Source organism: Microbacterium sp. ISL-59, from assembly GCF_018613945.1.
In the GTDB taxonomy this organism is placed as follows: domain Bacteria; phylum Actinomycetota; class Actinomycetes; order Actinomycetales; family Microbacteriaceae; genus Microbacterium; species Microbacterium oxydans_B.
In genome coordinates this window covers 1-19,849 of the sequence record NZ_JAGGPG010000002.1, presented here as the reverse complement: position 1 = coordinate 19,849, position 19,849 = coordinate 1, and the positions used below count along the sequence as shown (strand labels likewise).

General features: G+C 70.8%; 17 protein-coding genes. 8 read left to right on the top strand and 9 right to left on the bottom strand.

Annotated elements, in window-relative coordinates:
- Window positions 1-53: 53 nt before the first annotated feature.
- A complete protein-coding gene (locus J7E45_RS04280; protein ID WP_091034623.1) occupies window positions 54-473 on the bottom strand; it encodes a pilus assembly protein CpaE in 420 nt (139 codons plus the stop codon).
- 93 nt (window positions 474-566) lie between these two features.
- Between J7E45_RS04280 and J7E45_RS04275 the strand changes: the two genes are divergently transcribed.
- On the top strand, window positions 567-2,696 hold the full coding sequence (locus J7E45_RS04275; RefSeq protein WP_215067371.1) for a RecQ family ATP-dependent DNA helicase: 2,130 nt from the start codon (window positions 567-569) through the stop codon (window positions 2,694-2,696).
- Between the two features lie 18 nt (window positions 2,697-2,714).
- Here the strand turns inward: J7E45_RS04275 and J7E45_RS18155 are convergent, their stop codons facing one another.
- The gene (locus J7E45_RS18155; RefSeq protein ID WP_091034617.1) at window positions 2,715-3,482 is read right to left on the bottom strand and encodes an IclR family transcriptional regulator; all 768 of its coding nucleotides are present in this window, start codon (window positions 3,480-3,482) and stop codon (window positions 2,715-2,717) included.
- A 158-nt stretch (window positions 3,483-3,640) separates the two neighbouring features.
- Here J7E45_RS18155 and dhaK point away from each other — a divergent pair, with 158 nt between their 5' ends.
- The 6 genes from dhaK to J7E45_RS04240 all read left to right on the top strand — a co-directional run bounded on the left by dhaK (window position 3,641) and on the right by J7E45_RS04240 (window position 10,463).
- A complete protein-coding gene (gene dhaK, locus J7E45_RS04265) occupies window positions 3,641-4,633 on the top strand; it encodes a dihydroxyacetone kinase subunit DhaK (protein ID WP_029262361.1) in 993 nt (330 codons plus the stop codon).
- Window positions 4,633-5,277 carry a dihydroxyacetone kinase subunit DhaL gene (dhaL, locus tag J7E45_RS04260; protein ID WP_215067369.1) on the top strand — a complete coding sequence of 215 codons (645 nt, stop codon included), beginning with the start codon at window positions 4,633-4,635 and terminating at the stop codon, window positions 5,275-5,277. The genes dhaK and dhaL overlap by 1 nt, the downstream gene beginning before the upstream one ends.
- Window positions 5,274-7,781 (top strand): phosphoenolpyruvate--protein phosphotransferase, encoded by a 2,508-nt coding sequence (gene ptsP / locus J7E45_RS04255; RefSeq protein ID WP_215067367.1) that lies wholly within the window; start codon window positions 5,274-5,276, stop codon window positions 7,779-7,781. The genes dhaL and ptsP overlap by 4 nt, the downstream gene beginning before the upstream one ends.
- Window positions 7,782-7,928: 147 nt before the next feature.
- Window positions 7,929-9,224 carry a sensor domain-containing protein gene (locus tag J7E45_RS04250; RefSeq protein ID WP_215067366.1) on the top strand — a complete coding sequence of 432 codons (1,296 nt, stop codon included), beginning with the start codon at window positions 7,929-7,931 and terminating at the stop codon, window positions 9,222-9,224.
- Window positions 9,225-9,337: 113 nt separating this feature from the next.
- Window positions 9,338-9,766 carry a hydroxyphenylacetyl-CoA thioesterase PaaI gene (gene paaI, locus J7E45_RS04245; protein ID WP_215067364.1) on the top strand — a complete coding sequence of 143 codons (429 nt, stop codon included), beginning with the start codon at window positions 9,338-9,340 and terminating at the stop codon, window positions 9,764-9,766.
- Window positions 9,767-9,818: 52 nt separating this feature from the next.
- Complete coding sequence (locus J7E45_RS04240; protein ID WP_215067362.1) at window positions 9,819-10,463, top strand: TetR/AcrR family transcriptional regulator; 645 nt, start codon at window positions 9,819-9,821, stop codon at window positions 10,461-10,463.
- Between the two features lie 21 nt (window positions 10,464-10,484).
- Here the strand turns inward: J7E45_RS04240 and paaZ are convergent, their stop codons facing one another.
- The 7 genes from paaZ to J7E45_RS04205 all read right to left on the bottom strand — a co-directional run bounded on the left by paaZ (window position 10,485) and on the right by J7E45_RS04205 (window position 19,121).
- Window positions 10,485-12,569 (bottom strand): phenylacetic acid degradation bifunctional protein PaaZ, encoded by a 2,085-nt coding sequence (gene paaZ / locus J7E45_RS04235; RefSeq protein ID WP_215067360.1) that lies wholly within the window; start codon window positions 12,567-12,569, stop codon window positions 10,485-10,487.
- Window positions 12,570-12,580: 11 nt separating this feature from the next.
- Window positions 12,581-13,450: a 3-hydroxyacyl-CoA dehydrogenase family protein gene (locus J7E45_RS04230; protein ID WP_215067358.1), complete on the bottom strand. Its 870-nt coding sequence runs from the start codon at window positions 13,448-13,450 to the stop codon at window positions 12,581-12,583.
- Window positions 13,447-14,202 (bottom strand): enoyl-CoA hydratase/isomerase family protein, encoded by a 756-nt coding sequence (locus J7E45_RS04225; RefSeq protein WP_215067356.1) that lies wholly within the window; start codon window positions 14,200-14,202, stop codon window positions 13,447-13,449. Before J7E45_RS04225 ends, J7E45_RS04230 begins: the two co-directional genes overlap by 4 nt.
- A complete protein-coding gene (locus tag J7E45_RS04220; RefSeq protein ID WP_215067354.1) occupies window positions 14,202-15,392 on the bottom strand; it encodes an acetyl-CoA C-acyltransferase in 1,191 nt (396 codons plus the stop codon). The genes J7E45_RS04225 and J7E45_RS04220 overlap by 1 nt, the downstream gene beginning before the upstream one ends.
- Window positions 15,393-15,517: 125 nt before the next feature.
- Complete coding sequence (locus tag J7E45_RS04215) at window positions 15,518-16,975, bottom strand: dihydrolipoamide acetyltransferase family protein (RefSeq protein ID WP_215067352.1); 1,458 nt, start codon at window positions 16,973-16,975, stop codon at window positions 15,518-15,520.
- Window positions 16,972-18,000, bottom strand: coding sequence for an alpha-ketoacid dehydrogenase subunit beta (locus J7E45_RS04210; RefSeq protein ID WP_215067350.1), 1,029 nt, complete (start codon window positions 17,998-18,000; stop codon window positions 16,972-16,974). Before J7E45_RS04210 ends, J7E45_RS04215 begins: the two co-directional genes overlap by 4 nt.
- Complete coding sequence (locus tag J7E45_RS04205) at window positions 17,997-19,121, bottom strand: thiamine pyrophosphate-dependent enzyme (RefSeq protein ID WP_215067348.1); 1,125 nt, start codon at window positions 19,119-19,121, stop codon at window positions 17,997-17,999. Before J7E45_RS04205 ends, J7E45_RS04210 begins: the two co-directional genes overlap by 4 nt.
- A gap of 151 nt (window positions 19,122-19,272) precedes the next feature.
- On the opposite strand from J7E45_RS04205, the gene J7E45_RS04200 reads away from it, so the two are divergent.
- On the top strand, window positions 19,273-19,710 hold the full coding sequence (locus J7E45_RS04200; RefSeq protein WP_029262374.1) for an Lrp/AsnC family transcriptional regulator: 438 nt from the start codon (window positions 19,273-19,275) through the stop codon (window positions 19,708-19,710).
- The last annotated feature ends 139 nt before the right edge of the window (window positions 19,711-19,849 follow it).

Sequence of the window (19,849 nt, the reverse complement as noted above, 5' to 3'; positions counted from 1 at the left end):
AGGTAATTCTGACACAGAGGATGGCCGGTTTCAACACGTCCCCCGAGCGCGGGTCAGTGCGAGCGGGAGATCAACTCCAGCAGAGCGCGACCATATGCTTCGGACGGGTCCGGATGCTCGAAGATCTCGGAGGTGTCCGCGATCTCGATCTCGACGCGGAAGGCATCCTCGACACGCGTCAGTGAGCGGAAGGTGCCGCGCAGGAGCTCGCGCAGCTGGTCTTCCCGCGGTAGCCACACCGCGTCGGCGAGCGTCACCGCGTCGAGCGCCCACTCGGTCGTGCCGTTGAAGGCGAGGTCGGTTCCGCTCGGGGTCTGCCTGGCCTCGATCGTCATCTCGCTGACCGTGAAGATCTCGGCCTCCGCCTCGAGTTCGACCTCGTCGGGCAGATCGAGCTGGAAGCGGTCGCCCTCCGCCGGGTGCCAGACGAGTCCGGCCTCTCGAAGGGTGACGGCGAGCTCGCGAGTGATCATTCCTTCACGCTAGACGACGGATGCGCGCCCGGGATGCGAGCGGGCTGGGGATGAGGGGCCGGCCGTGTCGGCGGGGTGAGGCAGAGTGGAGGCATGACCTCCCTCGCTCCTGCCGACACCCGCGATGCCGCACTGTCAGCCCTTCGGGAGCTCGTCGGCCGACCGGATGCCGACTTCCACGACGGCCAGTACGAGGCGATCGAGGCTCTGGTCGAGGGGCGGCGGCGTGCGCTCGTGGTGCAGCGCACGGGATGGGGCAAGTCCGCGGTGTACTTCGTGGCGACGCTGCTGCTGCGACGTCAGGGCGCGGGACCGACCGTGCTCGTCTCGCCGCTGCTGGCGCTCATGCGCGACCAGATCGCCGCCGCCGAGCGGGCGGGAGTACGCGCGGTCGCGATCAACTCCACCAACGCGCACGAGTGGTCCGACGTGCTCGCACAGCTCGATCGCGACGAGGTCGACGTGCTGCTGGTCTCGCCCGAGCGGCTCAACAATCCTGCCTTCCGCGAACAGCAGCTGCCGGCACTCGTGCGTCGCATCGGGATGCTCGTGGTCGACGAGGCGCACTGCATCAGCGACTGGGGGCACGACTTCCGCCCCGACTACCGGCGGCTGCGTGACCTGATCGCGCAGATGCCCGCGGATGTGCCCGTGCTGGCGACCACCGCGACCGCGAACAGCCGCGTCGTGGCCGATGTCGCCGAGCAGCTCGGCAGCCTCCAGGCCGCAGAGACGACCGAGGGCGACGCGGCACCCGTGCTCACGATCCGCGGCCCGCTCGCCCGCACGTCGCTGCGGTTGGGGGTGCTGCGGCTGCGCGACTCGGCGAGCCGGCTCGCGTGGCTGCTGAGCCACCTCGACGACCTGCCGGGGTCGGGCATCATCTACACGCTGACCGTCGCCGCGGCGGTCGACACGGCCCGGCTGCTGCGCGATCACGGACATGACGTCCGCGCCTACACCGGGCAGACCGACACCGACGAGCGCGCGGAGTCCGAGGGGATGCTCAAGCGCAACGAGGTCAAGGCGCTCGTCGCGACCAGTGCGCTGGGTATGGGGTTCGACAAGCCCGATCTGGGCTTCGTCCTGCATCTCGGTGCGCCGTCGTCGCCCGTGGCCTACTACCAGCAGGTCGGCCGTGCCGGTCGCGCGAGTGAGAGCGCCGACGTGCTGCTGCTCCCCGGCGTCGAAGACCGCGATATCTGGCACTACTTCGCCACCGCGTCGATGCCCGACCGGGAGCGGGCGGAGCGGGTGATCGGTGCACTCGGCGACGCCCCGATCTCGACGCCGGCACTCGAGGCGATGGTCGACATCCGGCGGACGCCGCTCGAGCTGCTGCTCAAGGTGCTCGACGTCGACGGTGCGGTGCGACGCGTGCAGGGCGGCTGGGTCGCGACGGGCGAGCCCTGGGCGTACGACGCCGAGCGCTACGAGCGCATCGCCGCCGAGCGCCTCGCCGAGCAGCAGCACATGATCGACTACGAGCAGACCGACGGATGCCGCATGGAGTTCCTCCAGCGCGCGCTCGATGACGACACGGCCGCGCCGTGCGGGCGATGCGATAACTGCGCGGGCGGATGGTTCCCGCGCGAGATCGGGGAGTCCGCGACCACGCAGGCCGCGGAGTCGCTCGACCGGGTCGGTGTCCCGATTGAACCCCGTCGTGCCTGGCCCACCGGTGCCGATCGCCTGGAGGTGCCGGTCAAGGGCCGCATCCCCGCCGACGAGCAGGCGGGAGAGGGACGGGCGCTGGCTCGACTCACAGACCTCGGGTGGGGCGGTGCGCTGCGCGAGCTCTTCGCTGCGGGGGCGACGGATGCCCCGGTGACGCCGCAGTTGCTGCAAGCCTGCATCCGTGTGCTCGCCGGGTGGGGCTGGGACGAGCGGCCGGTGGCCGTGGTCGCCCTGCCGTCGCGGTCGCATCCGCTGCTCGTCGACTCGCTCGCGCGCGGCCTCGCCGACGTCGGACGACTGCCCTATCTCGGGGCGCTCGAACCGGTCGGCGGTGGTCCTACCGGGCAACCGGGCGGCAACAGCGTCTTCCGCCTCGGTGGCCTCTGGGACCGGTTCAGTGCCGAGCACCTCGATGTGCCCGCAGGACCGGTGCTTCTCGTGGACGACCTGGTCGACAGTCGGTGGACGATGACGGTGGCCGCCCGGGTGCTGCGGCAGGCCGGTGCGACTCAGGTGCTGCCGTTCGCGCTGGCATTGCGCGGCTGAGTCAGGGCCGGAGCGGCTTCAGTCGTCGGCGGGCGCGATGCGGGGCGGCCACGAGGTCGCTCCGAGCTCCCGCGAGATGTTCCTGGCGGTCTCGCGCAACGCGTTCATGATGGCGTCGGATGCCGGCGTCTGCGAGGTCGGCAGCACCACCGCGACCGCCGCGACGATGTCGTTCGAGGCGTCGGCGACGGGTGCGGCGAGCGAGGACTCGCCCAGCACGGCCTCGTCGAACTCGCCCGCGGTGCCGCGCTCCGCGATCGCGGGGAGCTCCAGGGTCAGGCGGGCGACGTCGGTGATCGTGTCACCCGTGAGGCTGCGCAGCGGCTGCTCGAAGACGCTCTGCTGGAAGCCCTGGTCGTAGGCGAGCAGCACCTTGCCCATCGCGGACGCGTGCGCAGGGATGGCGACGCCCGTCTCCAGCATCTGCTGGCTGTCATCGGGGCGCAGATTGTGGTGGATCACGAGCACGTCGGTGAAATGCGGGGCGCCGAGACGTACCGAGAGATCGGTGCGGCGAGCGAGCTCCTGCGTCCAGCGCATGGCCCGTGCACGCACGTCGAGCGTGTCGAGGTACACGTTGCTCAGGCGCAGCAGCGTGGGTCCGAGCATGTAGCGCTGTCCACCGCGCTCTTTCGCGACGAGGCCGTGCGAGCGCAGCGACTTCACGATCCCGTGCACGGTCGACGGCGGCAGGCTGAGGGCTGCAGCGAGGTCGGTGATGCCGAGGTGGCGTGCTCCCTGGAGCAGTTCGAGGATCTTCGCCGCGCGGTCGATCGCCTGGATCACGGGGGAGCCTCCTTCCGGTGCGTCGTCGAGCCGGTGCGTATGCCGTGCCGGTCTTCAGGATGATCTTGACAACCCGGCAGGGTCCGAGCATATTCGACATTAACGAATTGCTTTCGGATTTCGCGAAAGAAGTCCCGAGGATCAAAGGAGATCGAACGATGAAGAAGCTCATCAACGCCCCCGAGGACGTTCTCGTCGAATCACTGAAGGGGGTCGCGCTCGCTCATCCGGAGCTTTCGGTCGACCTGGAGAACCACGTCATCACGCGGGCGACGCCCAAGGCGCAGGGCAAGGTCGCGATCGTGTCCGGCGGCGGTTCGGGGCACGAGCCCCTGCACGGCGGCTTCGTCGGCACCGGGATGTTGGATGCCGCCGTCGCCGGCGAGGTGTTCACCTCTCCGACGCCCGACCGCGTCCAGGTCGCCACGAAGGCCGTCGACCGTGGAGCCGGTGTGCTCCACATCGTGAAGAACTACACCGGCGACGTGCTGAACTTCGAGATGGCCGCCGAGCTCGCCTCCATGGAGGGGATCGAGGTGGGCAGCATCACCGTGGACGATGACGTCGCCGTGCAGGATTCGCTGTACACGGCCGGTCGCCGAGGGGTGGGACTCACGGTGTTGCTCGAGAAGATCGTCGGAGCCGCCGCCGAGGAGGGGCGTGACCTCGCCGCCGTCGTGGAGCTGGCAAAGAAGGTCAACGGCCAGGGCCGCTCGATGGGCATGGCGCTCACCAGCTGCACGGTTCCCGCCGCGGGCAAGCCCACGTTCGACCTCCCCGACGACCAGATGGAGATCGGCATCGGCATTCACGGTGAGCCGGGTCGTCATCGCGAACCGCTCGCTCCGGCATCCGACATCGCCCGGCAGCTGGTGGAGCCGATCCTCGCCGACATCGATGCGGCAGGTCCGGCGATCGTGATGCTCAACGGCATGGGGGCGACACCGCTGATCGAGCTGTACCTCATGTACGCCGAGGTCGCGGCGATCCTCGAGAAGTCCGGGGTGCAGATCGCGCGGAACCTGGTCGGCAACTACATCACCTCGCTCGATATGGCGGGCTGCTCGGTCACGGTGCTCAAGGCCGACGACGAGCTGCTGCGCCTGTGGGATGCCCCGGTGAACACCCCCGGCCTGCGGTGGGGTGCGTGATGGCGGCTGTCGACACCGCTGTGCTCGCCGACTGGGTCTCCCGTTTCGGCGCGGCTGTCACGGAGAAGCGCGACTGGCTCACCGAACTCGACTCGGCGATCGGCGACGCCGACCACGGCGCGAACATGGCCCGCGGGATGGGTGCGGTGAGCGAGAAGCTCGCGGCAGGAACCCCGGCCACGGTCGATGAGCTGCTGAAGACCGTCGGGATGACGCTGGTGAGCTCCGTGGGCGGAGCCAGCGGGCCGCTCTACGGCACTTTCTTCCTGCGGATGGGGATGGCGTCTGGGGCTGTGCCCGAACTCGACGGGCCGGCGCTCGCGGCCGCCCTGCGCGCGGGCCTCGACGGCATCGTGGCGCGAGGCAAGGCCGAGTCGGGCGACAAGACGATGTTCGACGCGATGGCTCCGGCCGTCGACGCGCTCGACGACGCGCTCGCCGGTGGCGCGTCCGTCGCCGTTGCCGCCCGGACTGCAGCGGATGCGGCGGCGGCCGGCCGTGACGCGACACTCCCGCTCGTCGCTCGAAAGGGCAGGGCCAGCTATCTCGGCGAACGCAGCGCCGGGCATCTCGACCCGGGGGCCGCATCGACGGCGATCCTGTTCGACACGCTCGCTGCGGCCGTGGAGGGCGGCGCCGGATGATCGGCATCGTCGCCGTCTCCCACAGCGCACGGCTCGGGGAGGCGGCACTGGAGCTTGCCCTGCAGATGGTGCAGGGCGCAGGGGTGCGCGTGCAGGTCGCGGCGGGTGCGGGCGTGGACGGCGACGGCACACCGATCCTCGGGACGGATGCAGTGGCGGTGGCCGCAGCGATCGATGAGCTCGCGGCGGACTGCGACGGCGTCCTCGTCCTCATGGATCTCGGATCGGCCGTGCTGAGTGCCGAGCTCGCACTCGAGCTGCGTGCGAGCGACGTGCCCGTGCGCCTCGTGCCTGCTCCGTTCGTGGAGGGATTGCTCGCCGCGGTCGTGTCGGCGGCGGCCGGGGGCGGACTGGATGCGGTCGCTGCGGAGGCGACCGCTGCGCTCGGCGCGAAGACCGGGCAGCTCGGTATTCCTGATGACGCTGCGCCGTCGTCCGACGCCGAGTCCACCGACGGCAGCGCCGCAGGGGGTGGCGGGTCGGTCGGCGAGGAGGTCGTCCGGCGGGTGCGGGTGCGGAATCCGCTCGGCATCCATGCGCGCCCCGCCGCCCTGATCGCCGAGGCTTCGGCGGGGGCGGATGTGCGGCTGCGGCGTCTTCCGGACGGTCCTGACGCGCCGGCCGCGAGCCTCTCGCGACTCCTGATCCTCGGCGCTCGGCAGGGCGACGAACTGGAATTGGTCGCGCGCGGCCCGGAAGCTGACGCGGTGCTGGACAAGCTGTCCGCCCTGTTCGACGACGGATTCGGGGAGGGGACGGATGACGCGGCGCCGACGGCGGCTGCGGCGGGTTCGGAATCGACGGGCCCGCGCCCGGACGTCCCGCCGACCGTCATCGCGTCCGGCGCGGTGCTGAAGGGCCGCGGCGTCAGTCCCGGTCGGGTGGCCGCACCGCTCGTGCATCTCGCACCGGCGGTCGGCGAGCCGGAAGCGGGCGCGGTCGTTGATTCGGCCGACCGCGACGCCGAGGTCTCAGCGATCGAGTGGGCCGCCGTCGCCGTGGCCGATCAGCTGCGTGCGCGGACGTCGCAGGCGACGGGGGAGACCAGGGCAATCCTCGATGCGTCTCGCCTGCTGGCCTCCGACCCCGAGCTGGTGTCGGAGGCGACGGCACTCGTCCGGTCGAAGGGCCGCAGTGCGGCGCGTGCGATCTGGGAGACCGCGGCCGCCCACGAGAAAGCCGTGGCCGCGCTGGGTGGCCGGATGGCGGAGCGCGTCGCCGACATCCGTGACGTGCGCGACCGGATCATCGCCGAGATACTCCAGGTCGACATGCCCGGGGTGCCCGAGCGTGAGGAGCCGTTCGTGCTCGTCGCGACGGACCTCGCGCCCGCCGACACCGCAGCCCTCGCTGGAGGGCACTGCGTCGCCCTCGTCACCGAGCAGGGCGGGCCGACTTCGCACACCGCGATCATCGCGCGATCGCTCGGTCTTCCCGCGGTCGTCGGCGTCACCGGCGCGGTCGGCATCCCGGTCGGCTCGACGCTCCTCGTCGACGGCGGGCGCGGCACGGTCGAGGTCGATCCGCCGGCATCCCGCGTCGCCGACGCCCAGGCCGCCGCCACCGTCGTCGAGTTCGACGGATCCGGGCGGCTCGCCGACGGCCACCGCGTGGCGCTGCTGGCGAATGTGGGCGGTGCTCCGGACGCGGTGAACGCTGCCGCAGCGCGAGCAGAGGGCATCGGTCTGTTCCGCACCGAGTTCTGCTTCCTCGACCGGACCGAAGCACCGACGGTCGAGGAGCAGACCACCGCCTACCGCGGTGTCCTGGCCGCATTCCCCGATCGCAAGGTCGTCGTGCGCACACTGGACGCGGGGAGCGACAAGCCCCTCCCGTTCGCGAACTCCGACGACGAGGACAATCCGGCGCTCGGCGTGCGGGGGCTCCGGATCGCGCGCCGCCGGCCGGAGCTGCTCGCGGACCAGTTGCGTGCACTCGCGCTCGCCGCCACCGCGGAGTCGGCCGAGGTCGAGGTGATGGCCCCGATGGTGGCCACCGTCGACGAGGCCAGGGAGTTCGCCGATCTCGCGCGTGCGGCGGGGATCAGCAGCGTCGGCATCATGATCGAGACGCCGTCGGCGGCACTTCTCGCCGCCGAGCTGTTCGAGGTGGTCGACTTCGTGAGCCTCGGAACCAACGACCTCGCGCAGTACACGCTCGCCGCCGATCGGCTGCTCAGCGACCTGGGCGATCTGAACGATCCGTGGCAGCCCGCGGTGCTGCGCCTGATCGGCATGGTCGGAGCGGCGGGGCGTGCGGCCGGGAAACCGGTCGGCGTCTGCGGCGAGGCAGGTGGGGACCCGGCCCTCGCTCCGGTGCTCGTGGGACTGGGAGCGACGTCGCTCTCGATGACCCCGCGGTCGCTCGGACGAGTCGCGGAGGCGCTCCGCGATGTGACCGAGGACGAGTGCCGCCACGCTGCCGAGGCTGTGCTGCAGGCCGCCACCGCGGAGGAGGCCAGGGCCGTGGGAGCCGCCGCTCTGCAGCGTGCCGCTGCCCGCTGATCGCGTCGCATATGCGTGCTTCGGCATGCTCAGAATTTCATTCTGATCTCGACATGGAGCATGCGCCTCGTGTCTCCGGGCCGAAGCTCTAGGCTCGGCTGTACGGGGGGCACCGACGTCGGCGCCGAGTGTGGATCGGAGTGGGACATGTCGCAGTCGAGGACGTTCGTGCGGGGCCTGATCGGTGTGCTCGCGGTCGGGGCATTGGTGGCTCTTTCCGGGTGCGCTCCGACTCCGCAGTCCACGCCCACCCCCCAGCCCACGGCCGCGCCGGAATCCCCGGCACCCGATCCGTACGCCGGACCGATCGCCTTCGTCGGCGACGAGCTGGACTGGTTCCTGATGAGCGCCGAGGATATCTCCGGCCTGCTTCCCGATGTGGGTGATGTCAGCCCGGCGGTGCCCTCCTTGATCCAGGTGTCCGACGGGGGCGGCTACGAGCCGGATCCCACCATCTGCAACGCGGTCTACGCCGAAGCCTCGCTGGGCTCCATCGGTGCACGGTCCGTCACGTGGACGACGACCGTTGCCGAAGGGCGAGACGGTTGGCTCCACGTGATGCAGTTCGCCGATGAAGCGGCCGCCACGGCGCGCATGGACCAGTACGCCCAAGCCGCGGAGCAGTGCGGCGAGTTCACCTTCGGCGGGGCGCCTTCTTCCTTCGCCTCGTCGACGGCAGAGGGCGACGGGGGCGTCCGCGCCATCGCCGGATCCCTGATCCTCACCTACCCGGGCGGCGACGGTCACTCCCTCTACAAGACCTACTCCTCGGTTGGAAACGTGGTCGTCGAGATGTGGCAGCCCTTCACGGGGGAACCCGCGTTCGACACCGAGGCCGCTGCAGCCCAGCTGCGCGATCGCGCGAGCGAGGCGAGGGCGAAGCTGATCGACGAGCTGACGGAGAACCCGCCGGTTCCGGTGGACGTCCCCGCAGCTGACTCCGCGGCGCCCTGGAGCGAGTGGGAGATCACGACGGCGGGGGTCGGCCCCGTGCGCCTGGGCGTCGAGCTCGATGAGGCGATCGCCGCGGTCCCCGGAGCTCGGGTCGACAAGCCCGAGTGGGTGGGTGGGACGACGCGTCTGACCTCGCCCGATGAATCGGCCTCGCTGCTGCTCTGGACGCAGGAGGGCACGAGCGTCGTCTCCGCCGTGTCCGTCGGCGTCGGGAACGTCGCGGGCGAGCCGACTCATGAGGGCGCGTCGCTTCCGTCCGCCGGTGGTGTGCGAATCGGAGATCCGGTCAGCGCCGCGGCAGCTGCCTTCCCCGAGGGGACGGCACTGCGCATCATCTCGTCGGGCGAGTACTTCTACGAGTGGTCCAGCCGCGAGGGGGTCGTCATGCGGTTCCGCCTGGATCGCGACTCGACGGCAGACCCCGCCGCGGTGATCACCGGTATCACGGTCGACGACGCCACGCTCGCAAAGCCGCTGATCTTCGGCTGAGCCGCGCGCAGGTTGCCGGCCCCGTGCAGCCCTTCTTTACCGACCGAGCGGTCAGTTAGTATGGGCCTGTCGGGCGCTGCTGCGGTGGCATCCGCGCGACGAGGAGGTCGACGATGACGGATGCGACGCCGCAGGCCACGGACGCGGTGCGCCCCAACCGCGCCATGATGGAGCGCGACCGCGCCTCCGCCTCGCTGGGCCTCGTCGTCGAACGTGACGATCCCGGATATGCCGTGGTCTCGATGCGCGTGCGCGACGACATGACCAACGGGTTCCACATCACGCACGGCGGCTTCGTCTTCGCCTTGGCCGACACGGCATTCGCGATCGCCTGCAACGAGGACGACCGGGTCACGGTGGCCGCCGGCGCCGACATCTCGTTCCTGAAGTCGACCGTATCCGGACAGACGCTGACCGCGACGGCCGTGCGACGCACCCGCACCGGCCGCTCCGGCATCTACGACGTGACCGTCGTCGACGAACTCGGCGATCCTGTCGCGGAGTTCCGTGGGCGCTCGCGCACCACCGACCAGACCTTCTGACCTCGCGCTGCCGCTCCCGGCCGACAGCGTGATCCGATGCGAGACTGTGGGGATGTCCGAGATGCAGAGCACGCGACGAGGCCGCCCCGGTTACGACCAGCAGGGCATCCTCGCGGTCGCCGTCGCCGCGTTCAACGAGTACGGGTACGACGCGACCTCGATCGGCATGCTGGCCGAGCGGCTCGGCCTGTCGAAGTCGGCGATCTACCATCACTTCGGTTCGAAGGACGAGATGCTCGAGCTCGCCCTCGACGCCGCGCTCGGCGGGCTCGAGGCCGTGGTGCAGAACCCCTTGCCGGCTGCGGATGACCGGGAGGACACCGATGCGGTGACCCGCCTCGAGCACGTCCTCCGCGGGGCCGTGCACGTGCTCGTCGACCAGCTCCCCGCCGTGACGCTGCTGCTGCGGGTGCGCGGGAACACCGATGTCGAGCGTCGAGCACTCACCCGCCGTCGCGCATTCGACCGCCGGATCACCGCACTCGTCTCGGAAGCACAGTCCGAGGGCGCGCTGCGCGCCGATATGGACGCCAGCGTCGTGGCCCGCCTGGCGTTCGGCATGATCAACTCGATCGTGGAGTGGTACCGACCGGGCGGACGCGAGGGCGCGGACCGTCTCGCCGACGACGTCGTCGCCATCGCCCTCGACGGCCTGCGCCGGCGCGCCGACGATCCCGCGAGCGCCCCGGTCTCCTGACCGGCGCGCCCGCGGGGTGACTCAGGCCGCCGCGTCCTGCTCCTTCGCGACGAGGGTGAGCACGTCGTACGTGGCGACGATCTCGTCGCGCTGATTCTTCAGCACCGAGTCCCATCGCACCTCCCCGTACTCGTCCGTCTCACGCGGGGTGATCTGCTTGGCGGTGAGCTCGACGCGGATCTCGTCGCCGGGCGAGACCGGGGTCAGGAAGCGCAGGTTCTCCAGGCCCGAGTTGGCGAGGACGGGTCCGGGCGCGGGGTCGACGAAGAGGCCGGCGGCCCACGAGACCAGCAGGTACCCGTGGGCGACGCGACCGGGGAAGAACGGGTTCGCGGCGGCGGACGCCTCGTCCATGTGCGCGTAGAAGGTGTCGCCGGTGAAGGCCGCGAACGTCTCGATGTCGTCGAGCGTCACCGTGCGGGAGCCGCTGGCGACCTGATCGCCGATGCGCAGCTCGGCCAGCGACTTGCGGAAGGGATGCACACCCCCGCTCTCCTGGTACGGACGCGCCACCGTGCCCTGATGCCAGACCCCGGTGAGGGCGGTCAGCATCGCAGGGGAGCCCTGCACCGCGGTGCGTTGCATGTGGTGCAGCACCGCGCGGATGCCGCCGAGCTCCTCGCCACCGCCGGCGCGGCCGGGGCCGCCGTGCACGAGGTTCGGCAGCGGCGAGCCGTGACCCGTGGAGCTGCGGGCGTCGTCGCGATCGAGGAACAGCACGCGTCCGTTGTAGGCGGCCATGCCCGTGGCGAGCGCGACGGCGACTTCGGGGTCGTGCGTGGCGACGCTGGTCACCAGGGAGCCACCGCCCCGGGCGACCAGGGCGCTCGCTTCGTCGAGGGTGCGATAGCCGACGATGCTCGAGACCGGGCCGAACGCCTCGATCTCGTTGACCGCCGCGCTCTCCGGGTCGGAGAAACGCAGCAGCATCGGCGCGAGGAAGGCGCCATCCGGAGCGGGCCCCTCCGTTCCGTCGCCGTGCCGCACGTCCGGAGCATCGGTCGAGCCGATGACCAACTCACCACCGCCGTCCTGCAGCCGTGCCACCTGGCGCAGCACCTCGTCGCGCTGGGCAGTCGAGGCCAGCGGGCCCATCGTGACGCCCTCTGCCCGCGGGTCGCCCAGCACGATGCGTTCGGACAGCCGTGCGCGCACGGCGCTGATCACGTCGCCGACGGCACCGACCGGCACGATCGCGCGTCGGATCGCCGTGCACTTCTGTCCGGCCTTGCTGGTCATCTCCGCGACGAGCTGCTTGATGTACGCGTCGAACTCGGGCGTGCCCGAGACGGCATCCGTCCCCAGGATCGATGCATTGATGGAGTCGGTCTCGCTCGTGAAACGCACGCCACCGGTCTGCACCGCATCGTGGGCGCGCAGCCCTTCGGCGGTCGACGCCGATCCGGTGAAGGCCACCAGATCGCCCAGCCGCAGTTCGTCGAAGAGACCGGGAACACTGCCCGAGACGAGCTGCAGCGAGCCCTCGGGCAGCAGGCCGGACTCGACCATGATCCGCACCATCGCCTCGGCGAGGTACCCGGTCGGGGTCGCGGGCTTCACGACGGTCGGCACACCTGCCAGGAAAGCGGGTGCGAACTTCTCCAGCGAGCCCCAGACCGGGAAGTTGAAGGCGTTGATCTGCACCGCGACGCCGGGGAGCCGGGTGTAGATGTGGCGCCCGAGGAAGGAGCCGTCCCTGGACAGGTTCTCCACCGCGCCGTCGACGTAGACCTTCGCATTCGGCAGCTCTCGCCTGCCCTTGCTGGAGTAGGCGAACAGCACCCCGATGCCGCCGTCGATGTCGACCCACGAGTCCTGCGCGGTCGCGCCCGTGCGGCTCGAGATCTCATACAGCTCGGCCTTGCGCTCCGTGAGCGCGAGCGCCAGCTGCTTGAGGCGCACCGCGCGCTGGTGGAACGTGAGTTCGCCGAGCGACGCCTGCCCCGCGGTGCGGGCGTAGGCGAGAGCTGCCGCGAGGTCGATGCCGTCGGTCGAGACGCGGGCGACGATCTCGCCCGTCGAGGCGTCGTGCACCTCGGTCGCCTCGGCGTCGGCATCCGGCGACCACCAGGATCCCTGCAGATAGCTGGGGAGGATCTCGGTCATGTCAGTTCCCTTCATGAGGCGTCCCATTCGTAGAAGCCGCGGCCGCTCTTGCGTCCGAGGTGTCCTTCGGCGACGAGCCGGCGCAGCAGAGCCGGTGGTTCGAAGCGCTCGCCGAGGTTCGCGGCGAGGTACTCGGAGATGCCGAGCCGCACGTCGAGCCCGACGATGTCGGTGAGGCGGAGCGGCCCGACCGGATGCTTGTAGCCCAACGTCATGGCGGCGTCGATGTCTGCGGCCGAGGCGACGCCCTCTTCGAGCATGCGGATCGCCTCCAGGCCGATCGCGACGCCGAGTCTCGACGACGCGAACCCGGGGGCATCGGCCACGACGATCGGCGTCTTGCCGAGGGCTTGTACCCAGACCCTCGCATCGTCGACGAGCGGGGGAGCGGTGGCCGCGCCGCGCACGATCTCGACGAGGGTGGACGCGGGCACCGGGTTGAAGAAGTGCATGCCGAGAAAGCGCGACGGGCGATCCAGCACTGCGGCGAGCTCATCGATCGATATCGACGACGTGTTCGAGGCGAGGACGGCGTCGGGTCCGAGCTCGGCTTCGACGCGGGTGAGGGCGTCGACCTTGAGGGCCAGATCCTCGGGCACGGCTTCCACGACGAGGTTGCACGGAGCGAACAGCGCGACCTCCGTGCCCGTCTCGAAGCGTGAACGGTAGGCGTCTCCCGGTTCGGCCGCGGTGCCGCGGGCGATCGAGGTGTCGACGGATTCGAGCACGCGGTGGGCGGCTGCCGCGGCAGCATCCGCATCGCGTTCGACGACCGTCACGCGCGAACCCGCGAGAAGGAACGCGTGGGCGATGCCGGCGCCCATGCGCCCGCCGCCGAGCACTCCTACGTGCGCGGGAGCGTGGGGCGTGGCCTCGGTCATCGGTCTCTCCGTTCCAGGAAGTCGGTCATGCGTCGGAACTTCTCCGGGCTCTCGAAGAGCTCGGCCTGGGCTTCCAGATCGGCGGCGGGGTGGCGGTCGCGGGGCTCGCGGAACACCCGTTTCGTCGCGATGGTGGCGGCCGGGTCGTTGCGGGCGATCCGGTCGGCGATCGCCTCGGCCGCAGCCAGCAGTTCCTCGGGGTCGTGGATCGCCGAGACGAGGCCGATGCGCAGCGCCTCCTCGGCCTTCACCGTGCGTCCGGTGAGCAGCATCTCGATCGCCCTGGCGTCGCCGACGATCTCCTTCAGCCGCCAGCTCGCGCCGGCCGCGGCGAGGATGCCGAGGCCCGTCTCCGGGTTGCCGATCGCGAGCGAGGGCGTGGCGATGCGGATGTCTGCGGCGTAGGCGAGTTCGGCACCGCCTCCCAGGGCGTAGCCGTCGATCGCTGCGATGACCGGCATCGGCAGCTCGGCGACCCGGACGAAGGCGTGCGCGTTGATGCCGCGCAGCGCGTCGGCGGCCCGGCGTTCGCGCAGCTCGGCGATGTCGGCGCCCGCCGCGAAGACGCCGTCGGCGCCGACGAGGATCAGGGTCCGCGGCGCCTCCTCGAGCTCGTCGCAGAGCAGGTGCAGGGCATCGATCGTGGACTGGTCGATCGCGTTGCGCTTGTGCGGACGGTTGAGGGTCGCGACCACACGGTCGGGGTGCCGCTCGACGAGCAGCGGCTCTTCGGGATTCGTCGGGGCCGGCATCACATCTTCTCCAGGATCACGGCCGCCCCCTGACCGACGCCCACGCACATCGTCGCGAGTCCGTATCGCGAGCCCTCGCGCTCCATGCGCCCGAGCAGTGTGATCAGCAGGCGGGAACCGGACGAGCCGAGCGGATGGCCGAGGGCGATGGCACCGCCGTCGGCGTTGACGCGCTCGTCGTCGAGGCCGAGACGCCGGATGCAGGCGATCGACTGCGTGGCGAAGGCCTCGTTGAGCTCGACGGAGCCGATGTCGTCGATGGTGAGTCCGGCGCGGCGGAGCGCCTTCTGCGTCGCGGGCACCGGGCCGAGGCCCATGACCTCCGGTGCGAGACCGGCGCTGGTGCCGACGACGATCCGGGCGCGGGGCACGAGACCATGGCGCTCGACCGCCTCGGCGCTCGCCACGACGATCGCCGAGGCGCCGTCGTTGAGGGCGCTGGAGTTCCCAGCCGTCACGACCTGGCCGCCGGCGACCACGGGGCGCAGTCGGGCGAGTGCCTCGAGCGTGGTCTCGGGCCGTGGACCCTCGTCGACCCGCACCTCTCCGGCCGCCGTCGGCACGCCGACGATCTCGGGGGCGAAGCTTCCGGCTATGATCGCGGCGGCGGCGCGCTGCTGCGATCGGAGGGCGAAGGCGTCGGCCTCGTCGCGGGTGATCCCGTCGAGACGGGCGACCTCTTCCGCGGTCTCCGGCATCGTGAAGGTCGCCTTGTCGCGGGCCAGGAGACGGGGGTTCGGGAAACGCCAGCCGATCGAGGTGTCGAAGGCCGCGCCCGGTTTGGACCAGGCCTTCTCGGGCTTGGCCTGCACCCAGGGCGCGCGGGTCATCGACTCGACGCCGCCGGCGACGATGAGGTCGGCATCTCCGGCGCGGATCGCCTGTGCGGCCATCGTCACGGCGGACATGCCCGAAGCGCACAGCCGGTTCACCGTGATGCCCGGGACGCTGTCGGGGAGCCCGGCGAGCAGCACCGCCATCCTCGCGACGTTGCGGTTGTCTTCACCGGCCTGGTTCGCCGCGCCCAGGATCACCTCGTCGATGTCGATCTGCGTCGCATCGATGCCGGCCCGGCGCACGGCCTCGGCCACCACGATCGAGGCCAGGTCGTCGGGGCGGACGGTGGCGAGCGCGCCGCCGTAGCGCCCGACCGGGGTGCGCGCCCCTCCGACGAGGAATGCCTCGGTCATGCGGATCTCCTGACTTCGTCGTCTCAGCGGGGGCTCGTCGCCCTCTCGCCTGGCCAGGAATTACTGACCGATCGTATGGTAATTATGGCACAGGCGCCGCGTCGGCCCGAGGTGCGCCGGCGGTCTCAGACCCGCACGAACGCCCGCAGCGGATGCTCGATGAGGTCGGTGACACGCCGCAGGAATCCCGCCGCGTACCCGCCGTCGCAGACGCGATGGTCGAACGCGAGCGACAGCTGCACGATGCGACGCGCGACGATCGCCCCGTCGACGACCCACGGTCGCTCGATGATCCGTCCGATGCCGAGGATGGCGACATCCGGGTGGTTGATGATCGCCGCCGAGCCGTCGACGCCCAACCCGCCGTAGTTGTTGAGGGTGAAGGTCGAGCCGCGCAGCCGTTCCGGCGGCATCGTGCCCGCCCTGGCCGTGGCGGCGAGCTCGCGCAGTGACGCATCGAGCTGCTCCACGGTGAGCGCGTGCGCACGGGGGACGACGGGGACCAGGAGTCCGCGTTCGGTGTCGGCGGCGATCCCGAGGTTCACACCGTCGAACGAGATCAGCTCCTCGCCGCTCTCGTCGAGTCGCGAGGCCAGCACCGGGTAGTCCTCGAGGGCGAGCAGGACGAAGCGCGCGAGCAGTGCCGTGACCGAGGGGGCCTTGCCGCCCTCCGGGGCCATCTGCGCGCGGAGGTCCCACAGCGCGGTGGCATCGACGTCGACCCAGACGGTGGCCTCGGGGATCTCGGTTCGACTGCGCGTGAGCTTCGCACTGACCGCGCGCCGCAGCGGCGACATCCGCTCTCGGGAGACGACGTCGAGCCCGTCGACCGACTCTCCGGACCCGTTCGCGGCGCGGTGATGCGCGGCGGCGCCGTCGACGGCGTTCTCGACCGCGGCCTGCAGCACGTCGGCGCGGGTGATCGCCCCGTCCGGGCCGGTCGCGGCGATCGTGTGCACATCGAGACCGAGGTCGCGGGCGAGGCGACGGACGAGAGGGGAGCGCACGGCCACGGGGCGGCGGGCGGACGCGGCGGCGAGGGTCGCGTCGGGGACGGTGACGGCGGCTGCCTTCGGTGCGGATGCCGATGCGGGTGCGGGTGCGGGTGCGGATGCCGCTGTCGCCGAGGTCGGGCGGTCGGTCCGAACCGGCGCAACGGGTGGCCGGCGACGCCCCTTCGTCGTGTGCGCCGTGGTGCCGTAGCCGATCAGCACGTTCCCGGATCCGGCGCGTTCCTCCTCGCGGTACGCCTCGTGCTCGGGGGAGCTCGATGCCGCGGTCCCGGCAGCATCCGGAGTCGCCGGCTCCACCTCCGAAGCCGATCCGGCGTTGGCGACCTCGAGCACCGGCGCGCCGACGTCGATCGTGTCGCCGGCGGTGCCATGGAGGGCGGTGACGACACCGGCGAACGGCGACGGCAGCTCCACCACGCTCTTCGCCGTCTCGACCTCGGCGATCGGCTGGTCGATCGTGATGGTGTCGCCGACCGCGACGAGCCATTGCACGAGGCCCGCCTCGGTCAGTCCCTCGCCGAGGTCGGGCAGGCGGAACACCTGCGCGGCCGGCTTCAGTGGGGCGCTCATACGTCGTCCTCCCAGTGCAGGGTGTCGATCGCGTCGAGCACGCGGTCGACGTCGGGCAGGTACCAGTGTTCGAGCTTCGGGGGTGCGTAGGGGGTGTCGAACCCCGTGACCCGTCGCACCGGGGCCGCGAGGTATTCGAAGCAGCGCTCGAACACGCGGGCCTGGATCTCCGAGGCGACGCTCACATATCCGGGGGCCTCGGCGATGACCACGGCGCGGCCGGTGGACTTCACCGCGGCGGTCACGGTCGCATCGTCGAACGGGGAGAGCGAGCGCACGTCGACCACCTGCACGCTGCGCCCCTCCGCGGCGGCGACATCGGCGACCTCGAGCGCGAGCGGCACGGAGGCGCCGTAGGCCAGGAGCGTGACGTCGGTGCCGTGACGGGCGATGCGGGCGCTGCCGAGCTCCGTGGTGATTGAGGTGTCGACTTCGCCCTTCGACCAGTACAGCTTCTTCGGTTCGAGGAAGATCACCGGATCCGGCGATGCGATCGCCGCGCGCAGCAGCGAGTAGGCATCCTGCGGCGTCGACGGACTGACGACCGTGAGGCCGGGGGTGTGCGCGTAGTAGGCCTCGGACGAGTCGCAGTGGTGCTCCACGCCGCCGATGCCGCCACCGAACGGGATGCGGATCACCAGCGGCATCCGCATCCCACCGCGTGTGCGGTTGCCGAGCTTGGCGACATGGCTGACGACCTGCTCGAATGCCGGAAGTGCGAACGCGTCGAACTGCAGCTCCACTACGGGGCGCATCCCGTTCATGGCCATGCCGACCGCGGTGCCGACGATGCCGGACTCGGCCAGGGGGGTGTCGAAGCAGCGCTCCTCGCCGAACCGCGCGGTGAGGCCGTCGGTGATGCGGAAGACGCCGCCGAGCGCCCCGACGTCCTCGCCGAAGACGACCACGTCCGGATCGGACTCGATGGCGTCGGCGAGAGCCCGGTTCAGCGCGGCGGCCATGGTCATGGTGGTCACGCTGCCCGCCTCCACCTCGGCGCGGGTGTCGTCGTGTGTGATCGTCATCGGTGGCCTCCGTCCGAGGTGGTACCGGCGCCCGCATCGGCGAGGCGAGAGCGTTCGATCTCGTCCCGCAGCAGGTGCCATTGCTCGTCGAGTTGTGGCGAGCGTGTCGCGGTGACGAAGCGGAACAGGTCTTCGGGGTCGAGGTCCGCGTCGGTGTTCAGCGCGGTCCGCATGGCCGCGGCGATCTCCTCGGCTCCGGCGGCGAACCGCTCCTCGGCGTCGGCGTCGAGGGCTCCGGTGTCCGTCAGGTGGGCGCGCAGGCGGAGCAGCGGGTCGCGGGCGATCCAGGCCTGCACCTCATCGCGTTCCCGGTAGCGGGTGTCGTCGTCGGCGTTGGTGTGCGCCTGCATCCGGTAGGTGTGCGCCTCGACGAGCGAAGGGCCGCCGCCGGTACGCGCGCGATCCACCGCCTCGCCGAGCACGGCAAGCACGGCGGCGACGTCGTTCCCGTCGACACGCTGTCCCGGCATCCCGTAGCCGACCGCCTTGTGGGCGAGGGACGGAGCCGCGGTCTGCCGCGAGAGCGGGACGGAGATCGCGAACCCGTTGTTCTGCACGAAGAAGACGACCGGCACCTGGAAGACGGCGGCGAAGTTCATCGCCTCGTGGAAGTCACCCTCGCTGGTGGCGCCGTCGCCGCACAGCGCGAGCACGACCGTGTCCTCGCCGCGATGCTTGGCCGCCTGCGCGAAGCCGACCGCATGCAGCAGCTGGGTGGCGAGCGGAGTGGCCTGCGGCGCGACCCGGTGGGCGCGCACGTCGTAGCCCGAGTGCCAGTCGCCCTTGAGGAGCACCATCGCGTCGGCGGGTTCGACTCCGCGGGCGATCACCGCGACCGAGTCGCGATAGGTGGGGAACAGCCAGTCCGTGCCTCCGAGCACCATCGCGGCGGCGATCTGGCACGCTTCCTGCCCGTGCGACGACGGGTAGACGGCGAGGCGTCCCTGACGCACGAGCGCGCCGGCCTGGTCGTTGATGCGCCGGCCCTCGACGAGGCCGCGATAGGCGGCCAGCAGGGTGTCGCCGTCGGGGAGCGCGTAGTGCTCGTCCGCGACAGGCTGTCCGTCCGCATCGATCAGTTGCACCGCGGTGTCTCGCGGAAGCATGTCGGTGTGCAGCATGCGCTCGTCCTCCTTGGCGAACTCGGTGGGGACAGCTTGCCTCCGTAGGCGACAGTCATCCAAGATCATCCGCGAAATATTGGATGAAGGAGCGGCAGATGCGGCATTCTTGATCGAAGTGTCAGATTTTCTGGCCCGAGGAAGGGGTGTCATGATCGCGTTGGACGACACGGACCGAGCGATCCTCGAGGAGCTGCGTCGCGACGCGCGCTCGTCGATGACGGCGATCGCGGATGCCGTGCACATCTCGCGTGCCGGTGCGCACGCGAGGATCAAGCGCCTCACGGACGCCGGTGTCATCACGGGATACACGGTCCGCACGGATCCCGTCCTGCTCGGGCACCATGCGAGCGCCTACGTGACCCTTGCCATCGAGCAGGCGACGTGGCAGGCGGTGAGCGACCGGCTGCGCGCGATCCCCGAGATCGAGCACATGGCGCTCGTCGGCGGTGACTTCGACGTGATCCTGCTGGTGCGCGCCAACGACGCCCGCGACCTGCGTCGAATCGTGCTCGAGGACATCCAGGCGATCCCCTCCATCCGCTCGACCCGGACCACGCTGATCTTCGAGGACTACACGCGGGAGTGAGGGTGCTCGGGCGGGTTTCGCGGCGCGGGTGTTTCGCGGCGAGTGTGGACAAGTGCCCTGACGTCGTTTCCGTGGAGGGATTGTCGACGTCTCGCGTGTTCCAGAATATTGCTCTGAACTGGGGTTATCGGGGTTCGAA